Annotated in this window: 23 protein-coding genes; 11 read left to right on the forward strand and 12 right to left on the reverse strand. The window is 73.2% G+C overall.

The window, feature by feature from the left end:
* Positions 1 to 59: 59 nt before the first annotated feature.
* The 5 genes from dapF to miaA form a co-directional block, all read right to left on the reverse strand.
* The gene (dapF, locus tag ACZ43H_RS16135; RefSeq protein ID WP_464584529.1) at positions 60 to 914 is read right to left on the reverse strand and encodes a diaminopimelate epimerase; all 855 of its coding nucleotides are present in this window, start codon (positions 912 to 914) and stop codon (positions 60 to 62) included.
* A complete protein-coding gene (locus tag ACZ43H_RS16140; RefSeq protein WP_464584531.1) occupies positions 907 to 1,548 on the reverse strand; it encodes a pyridoxamine 5'-phosphate oxidase family protein in 642 nt (213 codons plus the stop codon). The genes dapF and ACZ43H_RS16140 overlap by 8 nt, the downstream gene beginning before the upstream one ends.
* 85 nt (positions 1,549 to 1,633) lie before the next feature.
* Complete coding sequence (gene ggt / locus ACZ43H_RS16145; protein WP_464584533.1) at positions 1,634 to 3,490, reverse strand: gamma-glutamyltransferase; 1,857 nt, start codon at positions 3,488 to 3,490, stop codon at positions 1,634 to 1,636.
* A 77-nt stretch (positions 3,491 to 3,567) separates the two neighbouring features.
* Positions 3,568 to 4,116 (reverse strand): dihydrofolate reductase family protein, encoded by a 549-nt coding sequence (locus ACZ43H_RS16150; RefSeq protein ID WP_464584535.1) that lies wholly within the window; start codon positions 4,114 to 4,116, stop codon positions 3,568 to 3,570.
* A gap of 3 nt (positions 4,117 to 4,119) precedes the next feature.
* Entirely contained in the window at positions 4,120 to 5,040 is a 921-nt protein-coding gene (gene miaA, locus ACZ43H_RS16155) for a tRNA (adenosine(37)-N6)-dimethylallyltransferase MiaA (RefSeq protein WP_464584537.1), read from the reverse strand.
* Positions 5,041 to 5,114: 74 nt separating this feature from the next.
* Here miaA and ACZ43H_RS16160 point away from each other — a divergent pair, with 74 nt between their 5' ends.
* From ACZ43H_RS16160 to ACZ43H_RS16185, 6 genes are read left to right on the forward strand one after another with little or no spacing between them, the layout of a single operon-like run.
* Positions 5,115 to 5,333 (forward strand): antitoxin, encoded by a 219-nt coding sequence (locus ACZ43H_RS16160; RefSeq protein WP_464584539.1) that lies wholly within the window; start codon positions 5,115 to 5,117, stop codon positions 5,331 to 5,333.
* Positions 5,330 to 5,491, forward strand: coding sequence for a hypothetical protein (locus ACZ43H_RS16165; RefSeq protein ID WP_464584541.1), 162 nt, complete (start codon positions 5,330 to 5,332; stop codon positions 5,489 to 5,491). Before ACZ43H_RS16160 ends, ACZ43H_RS16165 begins: the two co-directional genes overlap by 4 nt.
* Positions 5,492 to 5,548: 57 nt before the next feature.
* The gene (locus ACZ43H_RS16170; RefSeq protein WP_464584543.1) at positions 5,549 to 5,740 is read left to right on the forward strand and encodes a hypothetical protein; all 192 of its coding nucleotides are present in this window, start codon (positions 5,549 to 5,551) and stop codon (positions 5,738 to 5,740) included.
* Positions 5,737 to 6,237: an NUDIX hydrolase gene (locus ACZ43H_RS16175; protein WP_464584545.1), complete on the forward strand. Its 501-nt coding sequence runs from the start codon at positions 5,737 to 5,739 to the stop codon at positions 6,235 to 6,237. Before ACZ43H_RS16170 ends, ACZ43H_RS16175 begins: the two co-directional genes overlap by 4 nt.
* Positions 6,234 to 6,485: a hypothetical protein gene (locus tag ACZ43H_RS16180; RefSeq protein ID WP_464584547.1), complete on the forward strand. Its 252-nt coding sequence runs from the start codon at positions 6,234 to 6,236 to the stop codon at positions 6,483 to 6,485. Before ACZ43H_RS16175 ends, ACZ43H_RS16180 begins: the two co-directional genes overlap by 4 nt.
* Positions 6,482 to 6,763: a hypothetical protein gene (locus ACZ43H_RS16185; protein WP_464584548.1), complete on the forward strand. Its 282-nt coding sequence runs from the start codon at positions 6,482 to 6,484 to the stop codon at positions 6,761 to 6,763. Before ACZ43H_RS16180 ends, ACZ43H_RS16185 begins: the two co-directional genes overlap by 4 nt.
* A 33-nt stretch (positions 6,764 to 6,796) precedes the next feature.
* Here ACZ43H_RS16185 and ACZ43H_RS16190 read toward each other — a convergent pair whose 3' ends face one another.
* Together ACZ43H_RS16190 and miaB are read right to left on the reverse strand one after the other, a co-directional pair.
* Positions 6,797 to 6,991 carry a hypothetical protein gene (locus ACZ43H_RS16190; protein ID WP_464584550.1) on the reverse strand — a complete coding sequence of 65 codons (195 nt, stop codon included), beginning with the start codon at positions 6,989 to 6,991 and terminating at the stop codon, positions 6,797 to 6,799.
* A gap of 118 nt (positions 6,992 to 7,109) precedes the next feature.
* The gene (gene miaB, locus ACZ43H_RS16195) at positions 7,110 to 8,600 is read right to left on the reverse strand and encodes a tRNA (N6-isopentenyl adenosine(37)-C2)-methylthiotransferase MiaB (protein ID WP_464584552.1); all 1,491 of its coding nucleotides are present in this window, start codon (positions 8,598 to 8,600) and stop codon (positions 7,110 to 7,112) included.
* 124 nt (positions 8,601 to 8,724) lie between these two features.
* Here miaB and ACZ43H_RS16200 point away from each other — a divergent pair, with 124 nt between their 5' ends.
* The gene (locus tag ACZ43H_RS16200) at positions 8,725 to 9,000 is read left to right on the forward strand and encodes a hypothetical protein (RefSeq protein ID WP_464584554.1); all 276 of its coding nucleotides are present in this window, start codon (positions 8,725 to 8,727) and stop codon (positions 8,998 to 9,000) included.
* On the forward strand, positions 8,997 to 10,469 hold the full coding sequence (locus ACZ43H_RS16205) for a CehA/McbA family metallohydrolase (RefSeq protein ID WP_464584556.1): 1,473 nt from the start codon (positions 8,997 to 8,999) through the stop codon (positions 10,467 to 10,469). The genes ACZ43H_RS16200 and ACZ43H_RS16205 overlap by 4 nt, the downstream gene beginning before the upstream one ends.
* Here ACZ43H_RS16205 and ACZ43H_RS16210 read toward each other — a convergent pair.
* Together ACZ43H_RS16210 and ACZ43H_RS16215 are read right to left on the reverse strand one after the other, a co-directional pair.
* Entirely contained in the window at positions 10,462 to 11,103 is a 642-nt protein-coding gene (locus tag ACZ43H_RS16210; RefSeq protein WP_464584558.1) for a response regulator, read from the reverse strand. The genes ACZ43H_RS16205 and ACZ43H_RS16210 overlap by 8 nt on opposite strands.
* On the reverse strand, positions 11,100 to 12,227 hold the full coding sequence (locus ACZ43H_RS16215; protein WP_464584560.1) for a sensor histidine kinase: 1,128 nt from the start codon (positions 12,225 to 12,227) through the stop codon (positions 11,100 to 11,102). Before ACZ43H_RS16215 ends, ACZ43H_RS16210 begins: the two co-directional genes overlap by 4 nt.
* 110 nt (positions 12,228 to 12,337) lie before the next feature.
* On the opposite strand from ACZ43H_RS16215, the gene ACZ43H_RS16220 reads away from it, so the two are divergent.
* On the forward strand, positions 12,338 to 13,069 hold the full coding sequence (locus ACZ43H_RS16220; protein WP_464584562.1) for a hypothetical protein: 732 nt from the start codon (positions 12,338 to 12,340) through the stop codon (positions 13,067 to 13,069).
* On the opposite strand, the gene ACZ43H_RS16225 is transcribed toward ACZ43H_RS16220, so the two are convergent.
* Entirely contained in the window at positions 13,041 to 13,502 is a 462-nt protein-coding gene (locus tag ACZ43H_RS16225; RefSeq protein ID WP_464584564.1) for a hotdog fold domain-containing protein, read from the reverse strand. The two genes, ACZ43H_RS16220 and ACZ43H_RS16225, sit on opposite strands and share 29 nt — an antisense overlap.
* A 35-nt stretch (positions 13,503 to 13,537) precedes the next feature.
* Between ACZ43H_RS16225 and ACZ43H_RS16230 the strand changes: the two genes are divergently transcribed.
* Positions 13,538 to 13,663 carry a hypothetical protein gene (locus tag ACZ43H_RS16230; protein WP_464584566.1) on the forward strand — a complete coding sequence of 42 codons (126 nt, stop codon included), beginning with the start codon at positions 13,538 to 13,540 and terminating at the stop codon, positions 13,661 to 13,663.
* A gap of 7 nt (positions 13,664 to 13,670) precedes the next feature.
* Here the strand turns inward: ACZ43H_RS16230 and ACZ43H_RS16235 are convergent, their stop codons facing one another.
* Together ACZ43H_RS16235 and ACZ43H_RS16240 are read right to left on the reverse strand one after the other, a co-directional pair.
* Positions 13,671 to 14,057 carry a VOC family protein gene (locus ACZ43H_RS16235; RefSeq protein WP_464584568.1) on the reverse strand — a complete coding sequence of 129 codons (387 nt, stop codon included), beginning with the start codon at positions 14,055 to 14,057 and terminating at the stop codon, positions 13,671 to 13,673.
* Positions 14,054 to 14,878 carry a trans-aconitate 2-methyltransferase gene (locus ACZ43H_RS16240; protein ID WP_464584570.1) on the reverse strand — a complete coding sequence of 275 codons (825 nt, stop codon included), beginning with the start codon at positions 14,876 to 14,878 and terminating at the stop codon, positions 14,054 to 14,056. The genes ACZ43H_RS16235 and ACZ43H_RS16240 overlap by 4 nt, the downstream gene beginning before the upstream one ends.
* A gap of 69 nt (positions 14,879 to 14,947) precedes the next feature.
* Between ACZ43H_RS16240 and ACZ43H_RS16245 the strand changes: the two genes are divergently transcribed.
* A complete protein-coding gene (locus ACZ43H_RS16245) occupies positions 14,948 to 15,433 on the forward strand; it encodes a MarR family winged helix-turn-helix transcriptional regulator (RefSeq protein ID WP_379176752.1) in 486 nt (161 codons plus the stop codon).
* Positions 15,434 to 15,454: the final 21 nt, after the last annotated feature.

Consider the following 15,454-nt stretch of genomic DNA (forward strand, 5'->3'; position numbering starts at 1 on the left):
TCCTAGAGCCCGGGTCGTGTGCCCCAGAACGCGCCATGGCGCGTCCTCAGGCACACGACTCAGAGGGCGGTGACCCCCGAGGCCACGACCACGGCCGGGCCGGTGAGCAGCACCCGGTTCTCCGCGGTCCAGGTGACCGTCAGCGTGCCGCCGGGCACGTCCACGCGGTACGCCACGTCCGCGGCAGGAACGCCGCCCTCGGCCACCAGCCGGTCGCGCAGCGCCGCGGCCACCATCACCGCGCACGCACCCGTGCCGCAGGACCGGGTCTCCCCCGAGCCGCGCTCGTGCACGCGCATGGCGACGTGTCGCTCGCCGCGGCGCACGACGAACTCCACGTTGACACCCTGCGGGTAGCTCTCGGCGTCGTACGCCGGGGCATCGAGCAGCGGGCCCGCGTCGTCGAGCGACTCGACGAACGCGACCGCGTGCGGGTTGCCCATGTCGACGTGGCGGGCCGGCCAGCTGCGCAGCCCTACACCCACGACGCTGTTCCCGAACACCTTCGGCGCGCCGATGTCGGCGGTGACCAGGTCTCCGGACACGGTCAGCACCTTGAGCCCGTCCCGGGTCGCCACCGGGACCGGCTCGGAGGCGTCCACCAGGCCCTCGTCGAGCAGGTGCCGGACGAAGACCCGGATCCCGTTGCCGCACATCTCCGAGGGCGAGCCGTCGCTGTTGCGGTAGTCCATGAACCACTCGGCGTCCCCGAGGACCCCCGCGTCCGGCCCGTCGTACGACGCCGTGCGGATCACCCGGATCACGCCGTCGCCGCCGATGCCTGCCCGCCGGTCGCAGAGCGCGCGCACGCGTGCGGGGTCCAGCGCGCCGTGCACGCTGCCGTCGTGGTCGGGCAGCAGCACGAAGTCGTTCTCGGTGCCGTGCCCCTTGAGGAAGGGGTAGGTGTCAGGCATACAGGCCCTTGGCGTAGTTGTCGGGTCGGTAGTAGTCGTCGAGCTGCTCGACGGTCATCCCGCTCGGCTCGACCTCCTTGGCGATGACCGCGCGCCGCGGCACGACGCCCTCCGGGTCCCAGGTCTCCGGCTGCCAGAGCCCCGAGCGCAGGAACGCCTTCGCGCAGTGGAAGAACAGCTCGTCGACGTCCACCACGACCGCCAGCACCGGCCGGTGCCCCTTGACGACCATCTCGTCGAAGAACGGCGCGTCGCTGACCAGCCGCGCGCGGCCGTTGATCCGCAGGGTGTCGCCGCGCCCGGGGATCAGGAAGTTCAGCCCCACGTGGGGGTTCTCGAGGATGTTGCGGTAGCCGTCGGCACGCCGGTTCCCGGGTCGCTCGGCGATGGCGATGGTCCGCTCGTCGATCACGTGCACGAGGCTGCCGGCCGGGTCGCCCTTGGGCGAGGCGTCGCAGCGGCCGTCGGCGGACGCGGTGGCCATCACGCAGAACGGCGAGGCGGACAGCCAGTCGCGGTCGACGTCGAGCAGCGCGGGCCGGGCCTTGTCACGGGCCCGCTGGCCCGGCTCGCCGAGCAGCGCGACGAGCTCGTCGACCGAGGCGATCTCGGTCCAGGTCTGGTCGTGGTTCACGGGTCCACGGTACGCGGGGACCGGACCCCGGGGCCGCGGGAAGGGGGCGCGGCCCCGGGGTGGTCTCGACGACCAACGGCTACTGCTACTGCGAAGGCTTCACCACGGTGGCCGACCCACCGCCGCGCCGCTTGGGCTCCGCGACCGCGGTCAGCAGCCCGCGCCGACCGAACTCGATCGCGGTGGCCGCGCCGATCTCGGCCGCACTGGTGAACGTGTCGCCCGAGGGCTGGAGCTCCTGCCCGTACGGCGCGAGCAGGGCGCCGTAGGCGTCGATGAACTCCGGCTCCGCCAGCGTCTTCGCGGTGTTGCCGTTCGACGCGCGCGGGGCGGCGAGCGCCTCGTCGATGGGCATCCCCCGGTCGATGCGGTTGAACAGCATCTGCAGCACCGTGGTGATGATCGTCGAGCCGCCCGGCGAGCCGAGCGCGAGGAACGGCTTGCCGTCCTGCAGCAGGATCGTCGGCGACATCGAGCTGCGCGGGCGCTTGCCGCCCTCGATCCGGTTCGGGTCCTCGGGGTCGTACTCCGCCGAGAAGTCGGTGAGCTCGTTGTTGAGCAGGAAGCCGCGACCGGGCACCACGATGCCGGACCCGCCGGTCTGCTCGATGGTGAGCGTGTACTCCACGACGTTGCCCCACCGGTCGGCCACGGTCAGGTTGCTGGTCTCGACGTTCTCGGTGTCGGTCGCCGGGTCGGTGGTGCCCGCGGCGCCCGCGTCGCACTGACCGTCGTAGGACGTGACGTCACCGGGCTCGGTCGGCTTCGGCATCGCCTGGTCGGGATCGATCGAGCAGGCCCGCTCCGCGGCGAACCTGTCCGAGAGCAGGTCGCGCTGCGGCACGTCGACGTACGCCGGGTCGCCGTCGTAGGCGTTGCGGTCGGCGAAGGCCAGGGCGCTGGCCTCGATGTAGTGGTGCAGCGCCGCCGCGTCGTCCATCGAGGAGATGTCGTACTGCTCGAGCACGTCGAGCGCCTCGCCGACGGTCAGGCCGCCGCTGGAGGACGGCGCCATGCCGTAGACGTCGTACCCGCGATAGTCCGAGTGCGTCGGCCGCCGGTCGATCGCACGGTAGGCGCGCAGGTCCTTCGCGGTGAGGTAGCCGGGCGGGACGGGCAGGTCGGTGCCCTGCGTCGTGGGCGGCTTGCGCGTGGTGCGGGCGACCTCGCGGCCGAGCCTGCCGTCGTAGAGGACGCGCGGGCCCTTCTGGCGGATCAGGTCGTACGTCGCGGCGAGGTCGGGGTTGCGGAAGCGGCTGCCGACCCGCGGGGCGTGCCCGTGCTTCCAGTAGAGGCGCTTGGTCGACGTGAACGCCTTGAAGCGCTCCTCGTTCTGCACTGTCTGGTCGTGGAAGGTCTGGTCGACCACGAACCCGTGCCGGGCGAGCCGGGCCGCCGGCCGCATGGTCCGCGCCAGGGTGCGGGTGCCCCACTTGTCCAGGGCGCGCTGCCAGGTGGCGAGCGTGCCGGGGGTGCCGACGGAGACGCCGCTGGTCACCCGCTCCGGGGTGAACCGGTAGGGATCACCGGTGGCCGGGTCGATGAACGCGTCGTGCGGCATCGCGGCGGGCGCGGTCTCGCGGCCGTCGATGGTGCGCACCTTGCCCGTCCTGGCGTCGTAGTGGACGAAGTAGCCGCCGCCACCGATGCCGGTGCTGAACGGCTCGGTCACGCCGAGGGCGGCCGCGGTCGCGACCGCGGCGTCCACCGCGTTGCCACCGTTCTTCAGCACCCGCAGGCCGATCCGCGAGGCGTTCGCGTCGACGGAGGTGACCGCGCCGCCGCGGCCGACCATGGTCGGGGTCTTGGGCGGCGGGGTCGCCCGCTGCGCGGGCGCCCGGCTGCCGGGGTCGGCGCCGGCGGCACCCACCGGGCCGGTGGTGAGCGTGGTGGCGGCGAGGGCCAGGACGGCCACGGACGTGGTGGCGCGGGGTCGGCGCATGCGTTCCTCCCGAGATGGAGCGACGGACTCCCCCACCCTGCCTCGCCCTGCCAAAGGTGTCGAGGCCCGGCCCGGGCTCAGGGGGTGCGCGGCCCCACCACGTCGTACCTCGCACAGGCGAAGTCGCCGTTGCGCGCCAGCTCGGTCAGCTTCAGGTCGAACGGTCGCGGGAACAGCGGCCGGCCCTTCCCGAGGGTGACCGGCGCGATCTGCGCGCACACCTCGTCGAGCAGCCCGGCCTCGGCGAACTGGCAGGCGAGGTCCCCGCCGCCGACCACCCACAGGTCCCGGCCGCCGGCGGCCTCGGCCATGGCGGCGTGCACCGGCCGCACGTCGTCGGCGACGAACCGGACGTCGGCCCCCTCGATGGGAGGCAGGTCGCGGTGGGTGAAGACCCAGGTCGGCTGCTCGTAGGCCCACGGCTCGCCCTTGTCGAGGTGGTGCGCGCGGATCCACTCGTACGTCGTGGCGCCCATCGCGAGCGCGCCGATGCCGGCGATGAACGCGCCGTAGTTCATCGGCCCGTCCTCGTCGATGTGCTGGACGAACAGCCAGTCCAGCGAGTCGCGCTCGTCGGCGAGGAACCCGTCGAGGGTGGTGGCGGTGTAGTAGGTGGTGCGGGTCATGCCTCAGCGTGGCACGGCCGCCAGCGCGCGCTCCAGCCTCGACGGGTCGTCGTACCGGACCCACACGATGCGCGGGTCCTTGCGGAACCACGAGTCCTGGCGCCGGGCGAACCGGCGGGTCGCGATGACAGTCCGCTCCCGGGCCTCGTCGAGGGAGAGCTCGCCGGCGAGGTGGGCGGCGACCTCGCGGTAGCCGATCGCCCGGCCCGCGGTCCGCCCCTCGGCCAGTCCCTCGTCGAGCAGGCGTGCGACCTCCTCGACGAAGCCGTCGGCGAACATCTGGTCGACCCGCCGCTCGATGCGGGCGTCGAGGGCGGGCCGGTCGATGTCGACGCCGATCTGCACCGACGCGGGGTCGGCGTACTCCAGGGTGGGCAGCGACGCCGTGAACGGGCGCCCGGTGATCTCGATGACCTCCAGCGCGCGCACGACCCGGCGGCCGTTCTCGGGGAGGATCCGGGCGGCGGCCTCAGGATCGGCGACCGCGAGCCGCTGGTGCAACCGCAGCGAGCCGACCTCGGCGAGCTCGTCCTCGAGGCGGGCGCGCACCGACTCGTCGGTGCCGGGGAACTCGAAGCGGTCGAGGATCGCGCGGGTGTAGAGCGCCGAGCCCCCGACCAGCACCGGCACCGTGCCGCGCTCGCGCAGCTCGCGCGCGACGTCGCGGGCCTGCTGCTGGAACTCCGCGACCGTGAGCGGGTCACGGACCGTCATCAGGTCCAGGAGGTGGTGCGGGATGCCGCGGCGCTCCTCCACCGGGACCTTGGCGGTGCCGATGTCCATGCCGCGGTAGACCTGCATGGCGTCGGTGTTGACGACCTCCCCACCGAGCCGCTCGGCGAGGTCGAGGGAGAGCCCGGTCTTGCCCGACGCGGTCGCGCCCACGATGGCCACGACCGGCACTCCGATCGGGTCTGGCGGCATGTGGTTAGTGTGTCAAAGACCGGGTACGGGACCGCACCCAGCCGGGGTCCGACCCGATCAGAGAGGAGTGGCGGATGAGCTTCTTCGACAAGGCCAAGGACGCGCTCGGCGACGCCGTGGACAAGCACGGCGACAAGATCGCCGACGGCATCGACAAGGCCGCCGAGCTGGTCGACGACAAGACCGGCGGCAAGCACGCCGACAAGCTCGCGACCGGCGCCGAGAAGGCCAAGGACGCTCTCGACAAGCTCGACGGCCGCAACGACGACATCCCCGACGGTGGCGCCCGATGACGGCGCCGATCCCCGAGGAGGAGGAGCAGCGGCCGCTCGGCACCGGCACCCCGCCAGGCGAGCACGCCGGCGAGCTGCCCGACGAGGGTGACGCGGGCGGCGGGTCGGCGACGCAGGAGGAGAACGCCGAGACCTCCGAGGACCAGCCGTCCCAGTGAGCCCTCTGACAGGAGGACGACCATGAACCGCCAGGACGACGACACCAGGGAGACCCGATGACCACCGGACCGGACGAGGAAGAGCTCGCCGAGGAGCAGGCGCCCACCGAGGCCCCCGACCCCGAGGAGTACGAGGCCGACGAGCGGGAGACGGCCGTCTCCGACGAGACCGGCACCGTCTACGACGTGGAGGGCGAGCCCGAGGCGACCCCGCACGACCTCGAGACCGAAGAGACCACCGAGGAGTGAGCGCCCCGCTGGACCGGTTCGTCGTCGTGCCGGCGTCGTACGTCTTCCTGCTGCGCGACGGCGTCACCGGCCCGGAGGTGCTGCTGCAGCTGCGGCAGAACACCGGGTTCATGGACGGCCACTGGGCCGCGGCCGCGGCCGGGCACGTCGAGAAGGGCGAGACGGCGTACGACGCCGCGCGGCGCGAGGCGGCCGAGGAGATCGACGTGACCGACCTCGACCTGGCGTTCCTGACCGCGATGCAGCGCACCCGCGGTGGGGAGCCGATCGACGAGCGGATCGACTTCTTCTTCACCGCCCGCTCCTGGCGCGGTGAGCCGCGCGTCGTCGAGCCCGAGAAGTGCGCCGAGCTGCGCTGGTGCCCGCTCGGCGACCTGCCCGATCCCGTCGTGCCGCACGAGCGGTCGGTGTTGGAGTCGCTGCGGACGGGTACCACCACCGCGTACAGCACCTTCGGTTTCGAGGGAGCGCACCACGAGGGAGGGAGAACCTCATGAACACCCAGGACCTCGGTCCGATGCCCGAGCCCCACACGGAGCCGGGCGAGCTCGCGCCGGGCGGCGTGGACGCCGTGGACGACATCGACCACACCCATCCGGCCACCCGCGACCTCTCGACCCGCGACAACCCGGCCGTGGACGACGTCGAGGTCCCCGCGGCGATCCAGGAGGGCGAGGACACCTCCACGCAGGCCACCCGCGACGAGGAGGAGCCGATGTCGGGCGAGAAGGAGTCCCCGGCGTGAGCGGTCCCTCCGACCCGTCCGACGACGCCGACGTCCAGGACTCGACGCCCAACGCAGCCGGCCCCGAGCGTGCCGCGGGCGGAATGGGCGTGAGCAGCGAGCGGGTCGGCCCGACCGGCCCGGGCCAGGTCGCCACCGACGGGATCCGCGACACCGCACCTCAGGAGCGCGACCCCGAGGCGGACGTGCCGCCCGAGCAGTCGACCGGCAACCCGGAGCCACAACCGGAGGGACTCGAGCCCAAGTCGGGCTACTCGAGCAAGGACCCGCGCTCCTGACTGCGGTTGATCCGACTCACCAGGTGGGTCGGATCAACCGCAGTCGGAGGCGCGCTGCAGCCACGTGAGCTCACCGGTGTGGTCCACGAAGACGCCCTCGTGCACCGGCGCCCACTCGCGACGGCGCAGCATCCGCGCGACGTCGTGAGGCTGCTGACCGGTCCCCAGCACCTGGCGTGGTGCGATCACACCGGCCTGGTCGGTGAGGATGCGGGCGATCTCGTGCATGTGGTCATGGTGCGGCGATCGAGCAGTCCCGAAACGGCCGGGCCGCCGACCTGTGGATGACCTTCGCGGTCGATCCGGTTCACCAGATGCGTCGGATCAACCGCAGTCGGCCGCGGTCTCAGCCGCAGGCGGGCGCGTCCGGCAGCGGCGCCGGCACCCCGAGCGAGGGCATGCCGAGCGAGACGCCGGACGGGGCCGGGGAGGCCTGGCGGGCCTCCCACGCGTCCCCCGAGCGGGTACGACGCACGGCGTGCACCGGGCCGTCTGCGACGAGGTGGTGCGGGGCGGCGTACGTCAGCGTCACCGTCACCATGTCGCCCGGTCGCACGCCGTCGGCGTCCACCTCGGAGAAGTCCGCGGAGAAGTGCACGAGCCGGTTGTCGGGGGCGCGGCCGGAGAGCCGGTGGGTGGCGGCGTCCTTGCGCCCCTCCCCCTCGGCGACCATCAGCTCGACGGTCCGGCCGACGAGCGCCTTGTTCTCGTCCCACGCGATCTCGTTGACCAGCGCGACGAGGCGCTCGTAGCGGTCCTTGACCACGTCGGGCGGGACCTGGTCGTCGAGCACCGCGGCGGGGGTGCCGGGGCGCTTGGAGTACTGGAACGTGAAGGCGCTGGAGAACCGCGACTCCCGGACCACCCGCAGCGTCTCGAGGAAGTCCTCCTCGGTCTCACCGGGGAAGCCCACGATGATGTCGGTCGTGATCGCCGCGTGCGGGATCGCGGCGCGAACCCGCTCGATGATCCCGAGGAACTTCGTCGACCGGTAGGACCGGCGCATGTCGCGCAGCACCTTGTCGGAGCCGGACTGCAGCGGCATGTGCAGCGAGGGCATCACGTTGGGCGTCTCGGCCATCGCCTCGATGACGTCGTCGGTGAACTCGGCCGGGTGCGGGCTGGTGAAGCGGACCCGCTCCAGCCCCTCGATCTCGCCGCAGGCGCGCAGCAGCTTCGAGAACGCCTGCCGGTCGCCGAACTCCACGCCGTACGCGTTGACGTTCTGGCCCAGCAGGGTCACCTCGGAGACGCCCTCGGCGACCAGCGCGCGGACCTCGGCGAGGATGTCGCCCGGCCGGCGGTCCTTCTCCTTGCCGCGCAGCGACGGGACGATGCAGAACGTGCAGGTGTTGTTGCAGCCGACCGAGATCGACACCCACGCGGCGTACGCCGACTCGCGCTTGGTCGGCAGCGTTGAGGGGAAGATGTCGAGGGACTCCAGGATCTCGACCTGGGCCTCCTGCTGCACCCGCGCCCGCTCGAGCAGCACCGGCAGCGAGCCGATGTTGTGGGTGCCGAACACGACGTCGACCCACGGCGCCTTCTGGGTGATGGTCGAGCGGTCCTTCTGCGCCAGGCAGCCGCCCACGGCGATCTGCATGCCCGGGTGCGCGGCCTTCACCGGCGCGAGGTGGCCGAGGTTGCCGTAGAGCTTGTTGTCGGCGTTCTCGCGCACCGCGCAGGTGTTGAAGACGACCACGTCCGCCTGCTCACCAACCGGCGCCGCGGCGTACCCCGCGTCCTCGAGCAGCCCGGTCAGCCGCTCGGAGTCGTGGACGTTCATCTGGCACCCGTAGGTGCGGACCTCATATGTGCGCGCTGCTGCCTCAACCATGACCGCACAAGGGTACGGCGGGCAGCGGGGCGGGCGGGAATCCCGCGCGCCCTCGCTCGCCTGCTGTGGACGGGTCCTCCCGAAAGCACCGATGGCCCGGACGGCCGCGGACTAGGGTGCGGCCGTGCTCTCCTGGCGATCGCGCAACTCCGTCCTGTCCATCTGCTCGGAGGGGTCGGTCCTGTCGATCGGCAGCATCGGCTCCGTGGCGTCCTTCGGGAGCGTCGGCTCGTTCGCGTCGTTCGCGAGCATCGGCTCGTGGATGTCGACGCTGTCGCTGGGCTCCTACCAGAGCAACGTCTCCGTGCTCTCCCACCAGAGCAACCGCTCGGTGCTGTCCTCGCAGAGCAACCGGTCGGTCCTGGCTCGGCGCCGCAGCGGACGCCGGGGTGGCGCGTGACCGGCCACCTCGACCGGCGCTCCCTGCTGCTCGCCGGCACCGGGGTCGCGACCACGGCCGCACTCACGACGGTCGCGCCGGCGTACGCCGGGGAGCGCAGCAGGACCCTGGTCTTCAAGGGGAGGTTCACCGACCCGGACGGTCCGGACTGGCACTACGTGCCGTTCCGGGTCCCCGAGGGTGTGCGCGCCATCGAGGTGCACTACGACTACACGCCGATGCCGGCCGGGCCGACGACCTTCAACGTCGTCGACATCGGCATCTTCGACCCCTCCGGCCACGGGCTGGGCGATGCCGCTGGGTTCCGGGGCTGGTCGGGCGGGGCTCGTCGCTCGTTCCGGATCAGCCGCCACCGCGCGACGCCCGGCTACCTCGCCGGGCCGATCACCCCCGGGCGTTGGGCGATCGCGCTGGGGCCGTACCAGATCGACTTCGGTGGCACCCCCTGGAAGGTGGAGGTGACGCTGCACTTCGGCCGACGCCGACCGCGGTTCGTCCCGCACCCGCCGCCGACCAGCGTCCCGGGTCGCGGAGCCGGCTGGTACCGCGGGGACCTGCACGTCCACACCGTCCACTCCGACGGCTCCCAGACCCCGGCCGAGGCGCTGGCCGACGCCAGGGCGGCCGGGCTGGACTTCATCGGCAGCTCCGAGCACAACACCAGCTCGGCCCACGCCCGCTGGGGCAAGGTCGTCGACGACGACTTCCTAGTGATCTGCGGGGAGGAGGTCACCACGCGGGCCGGGCACTGGATCGCCGCCGGGCTGCCGGCCGGGACGTGGGTCGACTGGCGCTACCGTCCCGAGGACGGCCAGCTCCCCGGCTTCACCCAGCAGGTCCGGGACGCCGGCGGCATCGCGATCGCGGCGCATCCCAAGCAGCTCGGGTCCGGGATCGGCTGGCAGTTCGGGGACGACTTCGCGCCGATGGACGCCGTCGAGGTGTGGAACGGGCCGTGGAGCGGGCTCAACGCCTACGCCAACGAGAGGGCGCTGTCGCTGTGGCACGGCCTGCTCACCGACGGCGTCTTCAAGCCGGCGGTCGGCAACTCCGACTCCCACAACCACGGCCAGCGGATCGGGCTCGCCCAGACGGTGGTCCGCGCCGACTCGCTGTCCGTCGGGGCCCTGCTCGCCGGCTACCGGGGCGGCCACGCGTGGATCGCCGAGTCCTCCGACATCGACCTCGAGCTGAGCGCGACGCTCGGCGAGGTGACCGGTGGGTGCGGCGACCACGTGCCGAGCAACGAGGGCGACGCGGTCGCCGTACGCCTCCACGTCACCGGCCTCGACGACGGCTGCGTCGCCACGCTGCTCGGCCCGGCCACCACGGTCCACGCGACCGCCCCGGCCACCGGCGGCGAGGTGCTCGTCGAGGCCTCGGTGCCCGGCGGTACGTCGTTCGTGCGGGCCGAGGTGCGCCGGGGCTCGGCGATGGTCGCGATGACCAACCCGGTGCTCCTCAGCTGAGACCCGCGTCGCGGGCGACCACCACCGCCTGGGCGCGGTCGCGCAGGTCGAGCTTGGCGAAGATGTGCCGCACGTGCGTCTTCACCGTCGCCATGCTGATGACCAGGTCCGCCGCGATCTCGGCGTTCGACCGGCCGGCGCCGATCATCGCCAGCACCTCGCGCTCGCGCTCGCTGAGCTCGCCGAACCCGGGCGGCAGCGAGACGGACGCCGGCGGCCGGGACGCGAAGCTCGCCATCATCCGGGACAGGACGGCCGGGGCCACGACCGGCTCGCCCGCGGCGGCGCGGTGCACGGCCTCCACGAGGGCGTCGGCCGTGGCGTCCTTGAGCAGGAACCCCACCGCGCCGGCGCGCAGTGCCTCGACCACGTGCTCGTCGACGTCGAACGTGGTCAGCGCCAGGACGCGGGTGCGGTGGCCCGACTCGGTGATCCGCCGGGTCGCCTCGATGCCGTCCATCCCCGGCATCCGCAGGTCCATCAGCACGACGTCGGGCGCGTGCTCCGCGACCGCCGAGACCGCCTCGACGCCGTCGCGCGCCTCCGCGACCACCTCGAGCCCCGCGAGCTCGAGGATGAGCCGGAGCCCCTGCCGGACCAGGTCCTGGTCGTCGACCAGCAGCACCCGGGTCACCGCCCGGCCTCCGCGACGAGGGGAAGCGTGACCCGGACCTCGAAGCGGCCGTCGCACGGACCGGCGTCGAAGGCGCCACCGAGCAGCTCGGCCCGGTGGCGCATCCCGGTCAGCCCGCGTCCCGGCACCGGCGCCGCCGAGGTGGTGGTGCTGTTGGTGGCGTGCACCAGCACCTGGTGGTCCTCCCAGTCGACCTCGATCGTGACCGGCTCGCCGGGTGCGTGCCGGCCCGCGTTCGTGAGGCACTCCCGGACCACCCGGTTGACCGCGAGCCGGGCCTGCTCCTGGTGCGCGGCGGGAGCACCGGTGACCACGAGGGTGTTGGCGATGCCGGCCTGCTCGGCGCGACGGGCCACCTCCGTCAGGTCGTCGGAGGCGCCGCGCACGTCGACGTCCGGGGACATCACGTCGAGGACGCCGCGGATCTCCGCGAGCGTGCGGTGCGCGGTCGCCCGGATGGCCTCGACCGGCTCCGCGGCCCGCTCGGGCGCGAGCCGGAGGGCGGCGGCCGCGGCCTCGGCCTGCACGGCGATCAGGGTGACCTCGTGGCCCACGACGTCGTGCAGCTCCTGCGCGATCCGGGCGCGCTCGGCCTCGACGGCCGCCTGCTCCGCGCGCTGCCGCTCCTCGCGCAGCCGCTCGGCCAGCCGGGACAGCTCGGCGTTCTGCGCCCGCAGGTGCGCGACCAGCCGGCCCGCCAGCACCGGTCCCGCCACCGCGATCACCGCGCCGATCGCGGCGACCGGGGCCTCCGGACCGAGCAGCGTCCCGACGGCGGTCGCGAACGCCGCCCACAGCGTCGCCGCGACGACGGCCCGACCCGGCCGGCCCCAGCTGCCGAGCGCGAAGAACTGGAGCACCACCGCCACGAAGCCGAGCAGCGGGAACCCCTCGGTGGGCACGAGCCACGGCAGCGTGGAGACGACGGCTGCGGGCACCGGGTGGGTACGCCGCCACGCCAGCGGCGCCGTCGTACCGACCACGTAGAGCTGGCCCACCACGGAGTCCGCGATCGGCCACAGCGTGACCTGGACCAGCCCGAGCGCCACGAGGACCGCTGCGACCAGCGCGTCCGTGCGGTTGGCGCCGAGGCGCCCGGCGGCAGGGGTCACGCGGGGGGTCACCCGGGCAGCGTAGGGCGCACCGGGCCGGCTCGGCCTCAGCCCACGGGCTGATCCGCGGACCAGCCCGGCGGTCGATGTGCGGGGACCGACGCCGTTCGTACGGTCCCGGCATGACTCTCATCGACACCGACATCGACACCGACACCCCACGATCGAGCACCCGTGCGCCGGGCCTCGACGTCACCCGGATCAGCACCTGGTTCGGACTCGCCTTCACGGTCTGCCAGCTCACCGTCATGGTGGGCATGACGGTCTTCGTCCTGCCCAGGGGCGGCGGGCCCGGCGAGGACCCCGTGGTCTGGGGTCACCACGTCCTCGACGCCGCGGACGCCTACCGGGTCGGCAACTACGCGTTCATGGTCGCCGGCGTCCTGCTGCTCGGCTTCCTCGGCGCCGTGCACGCGCGGCTGCGGCGGGCGGACGCGACCGGCACCCTGGCGACCGTGGCGGTCGCTGCCGGGACGCTGCTGGCCTTCGTGTGGCCCTACGCGGCGGTGCTCCACGACGTCGCGCTCGACGCGGCGGAGAAGGGCACCGACCCGCGACTGCTGGCCGGCTGGGACGCGATCGCGCCGTACTCCCTCACGTTCTCGGCACTGCCGCGGATCTTCCTCGTCCTGGCGGTCGTCCTCGCGCTCCGCCTGGTCGGGGACTCCCCGTGGCTGCAGCGCACCGGCATCGCGATCGCCGTGGTGAGCGCGGTGGGCACCGCGACCACCGTCAGCGACGTGTTCTTCGCGCCGCTGGCGCTGAGCTCGCTCGCCTACGAGGTGTGGATCGGCGCGCTCGCCTGGCACTGGCTGCGCGACGGCGTCACCTCCGCGGCGTCACCCAGAGCCTGATGACGCCCTCGACCACGACGGTCCCGTCCTCCCGGACCCCGCGCACGCGGACCGGGAGGTCAGGGTCGTCCGAGGTCCACTGCTCGGGGTCGGTCTCGGCGATGCAGGTGATGTCGCTGGTCGCCTTGGCGGTGTAGCTGACCTCCATCCCCTTGGGGATCCACCGCTTGTCGGCCGGGATGGTCGCCTCGGCGAGCGCCCCCATCGCGGCCTCGAGGCCGTTGCACAGCGCGATCGCGTGCACGGTGCCGAGGTGGTTGTGGACGCGGCGCCGCTTGGGGATCACCAGCTCGGCGCGGTTGGGCCGGATCTCGGTGAAGCGCGGCCGGATGGTGGCGAAGTACGGCGCCTTCTGGGCGAAGAGGACCGAGAAGATCCGCGACCCCTGGGGCAGCGCGCTGGTCTTCTTCCACAGGGTCAGGACCTGGCTCATGGAGATGAGATTACCGCTCGGTAACTTCTCCTGTCATGCTCCCCCGCGGCAAGGTCGTCGGGCACAACATCCTCGACCCGGCCGCGCGCATCGCCTCGGCGCGCGCCGGACGCACCCAGGGCCTCTCGACGGCCGGGCCCGTGGTGGACCTGTGGCGGTGAGCCCGGCTCAGGCCGGGGCCAGCACCTCGACCCGGTTGCCGTGCCCGTCGAAGGTGTGGAACCGCTGGTGGCCGGCGAAGGTCGTGCGCTGGCTCCAGTCGACCTCGCTCCCGGCCGCGACGAGCCGCGCGGCCGCGGCCTCGAGGTCGGCGACCGAGTCGAGCACGAACGCGGGGTGCGCCTTGCGGGCCGGCGCGAACGGCTCCTCGACGCCGACGTGGATCTCGGCGGCGACGATGCCGTCGGCGTCGTACGCCCAGAACCAGGCGCCGCCGCGAGCCCTCAGGTCGGCGGGCTTCTCGACCTCGGTCATCCCGAGCCCGTCGGCGTAGAAGCGCCGGGCGGCGTCCTCGCCGCCGGGCGGGCAGCCCACCTGGACGTGGTGCAGCTTCATCGTCCCTCCAGCGGGGTCCGGGCGACGGCGAAGATGCGCCGGAAGGGCAGCACCACGCCGTACGCGTGCTCAGGGTAGGCCGCCCGCAGGCGGCTCTTGAGCTCCGCCTCGAAGGCGGGGCGCAGGTCGTCGGGCAGTGCCTGCAGGGTGGGGCGGGCGCCGGTGCCGGAGACCCAGGTGAACACGGGGTCCTCACCGGTCAGCACGTGGAGGTAGGTCGTCTCCCAGACGTCGACGACGCAGCCCAGCGCGGTCAGCCGGTCGAGGTAGACCGCCGGGTCGTGGCTGGACGGCACGGCCACGCCGCGGGTGTGCGGGGCGTACGCCGCCTCGGCCGCGAGCTCGCTGCGGATCGTGTGGCTGGGCTCGTCGAAGTTGCCGGGGACCTGGAAGGCGAACCAGCCGCCCGGCCGGACCCGGGCGACGAGGCCCTCGAGCAGGTCGAGGTGCCCGGGGACCCACTGGAGGGTCGCGTTCGAGACCAGCACGTCGACCGGCGGACCCTCGGCGGTCGAGGCCCAGTCCCGCAGGTCGGCGACCTCGAAGGCGATCCGGTCGTCGGCGGCGCGTGCCCTGGCGATCATCTCCGGGCTGGAGTCCAGGCCCGTGACCTGCGCGCCCGACCACCGGTCGGCCAGCAGCGCGGTCAGGTTGCCGGGCCCGCAGCCGAGGTCCACCACGGTGCGCGGGTCGACGGCGCCGATCCGCGCCAGCAGCTCGACGAACGGGCGGCCGCGCTCGTCGGCGTACGTCAGGTAGCGGTCCGGGTCCCAGCGGTGCGTCACGGCAGCCTCCAGCTCGTCGAAGTATCTTGACGTCAAGACACATTGATGGTCGACCAGAACTGTCTCGATGTCAAGATTCTCGACCGAACCGGCTACGATGGGCCCATGAGGGACGAGGTCGACGACCTGGTGGAGGCATGGGCGCGCCAGCGCGCCGACCTCGATCTGGCGCCCGTCGCGGTCTTCAGCCGGATCTCCCGGCTCGCGCGCCACCTCGACCTGGCCCGCCGCCAGGCGTTCACCACCCACGGCATCGAGTCCTGGGAGTTCGACGTGCTCGCCGCGCTGCGTCGAGCGGGCGCGCCGTACGAGCTCTCCCCCGGCCGGCTGCTGCGCGAGACCCTCGTGACCAGCGGCACGATGACCAACCGGGTGGACCGGCTCGCGGCCCGCGGCTTCGTGGAGCGCCACCCCGACCCCGAGGACCGGCGCGGGGTCATCGTCCGACTCACCGCCGAGGGCAAGACCGCGGTGGACGGGGCGTTCGAGGCGCTGCTGGAGGCCGAGAAGTCGTTCCTCGCCGACCTGCCCCACGCCGAGCAGGAGCAGCTCGCGGCCCTGCTGCGGACCCTGCTCGCCCCCTTCGCCTGATCGCGGACGCGCCAGCGGACG

This window comes from Nocardioides sp. DN36, assembly GCF_055380375.1.

Excerpts from the sequence above, each read along its gene's own strand:
- dapF (WP_464584529.1), bottom strand. The coding sequence starts at position 914 with ATGCCTGACACCTACCCCTTCCTCAAGGGGCACGGCACCGAGAACGAC.
- ggt (WP_464584533.1), bottom strand. The coding sequence starts at position 3,490 with ATGCGCCGACCCCGCGCCACCACGTCCGTGGCCGTCCTGGCCCTCGCC.
- ACZ43H_RS16150 (WP_464584535.1), bottom strand. The coding sequence starts at position 4,116 with ATGACCCGCACCACCTACTACACCGCCACCACCCTCGACGGGTTCCTC.
- miaA (WP_464584537.1), bottom strand. The coding sequence starts at position 5,040 with ATGCCGCCAGACCCGATCGGAGTGCCGGTCGTGGCCATCGTGGGCGCG.
- ACZ43H_RS16160 (WP_464584539.1), top strand. The coding sequence starts at position 5,115 with ATGAGCTTCTTCGACAAGGCCAAGGACGCGCTCGGCGACGCCGTGGAC.
- ACZ43H_RS16165 (WP_464584541.1), top strand. The coding sequence starts at position 5,330 with ATGACGGCGCCGATCCCCGAGGAGGAGGAGCAGCGGCCGCTCGGCACC.
- ACZ43H_RS16170 (WP_464584543.1), top strand. The coding sequence starts at position 5,549 with ATGACCACCGGACCGGACGAGGAAGAGCTCGCCGAGGAGCAGGCGCCC.
- ACZ43H_RS16180 (WP_464584547.1), top strand. The coding sequence starts at position 6,234 with ATGAACACCCAGGACCTCGGTCCGATGCCCGAGCCCCACACGGAGCCG.
- ACZ43H_RS16190 (WP_464584550.1), bottom strand. The coding sequence starts at position 6,991 with ATGCACGAGATCGCCCGCATCCTCACCGACCAGGCCGGTGTGATCGCA.
- miaB (WP_464584552.1), bottom strand. The coding sequence starts at position 8,600 with ATGGTTGAGGCAGCAGCGCGCACATATGAGGTCCGCACCTACGGGTGC.
- ACZ43H_RS16220 (WP_464584562.1), top strand. The coding sequence starts at position 12,338 with ATGACTCTCATCGACACCGACATCGACACCGACACCCCACGATCGAGC.
- ACZ43H_RS16225 (WP_464584564.1), bottom strand. The coding sequence starts at position 13,502 with ATGAGCCAGGTCCTGACCCTGTGGAAGAAGACCAGCGCGCTGCCCCAG.
- ACZ43H_RS16230 (WP_464584566.1), top strand. The coding sequence starts at position 13,538 with ATGCTCCCCCGCGGCAAGGTCGTCGGGCACAACATCCTCGACCCGGCC.
- ACZ43H_RS16235 (WP_464584568.1), bottom strand. The coding sequence starts at position 14,057 with ATGAAGCTGCACCACGTCCAGGTGGGCTGCCCGCCCGGCGGCGAGGAC.
- ACZ43H_RS16245 (WP_379176752.1), top strand. The coding sequence starts at position 14,948 with ATGAGGGACGAGGTCGACGACCTGGTGGAGGCATGGGCGCGCCAGCGC.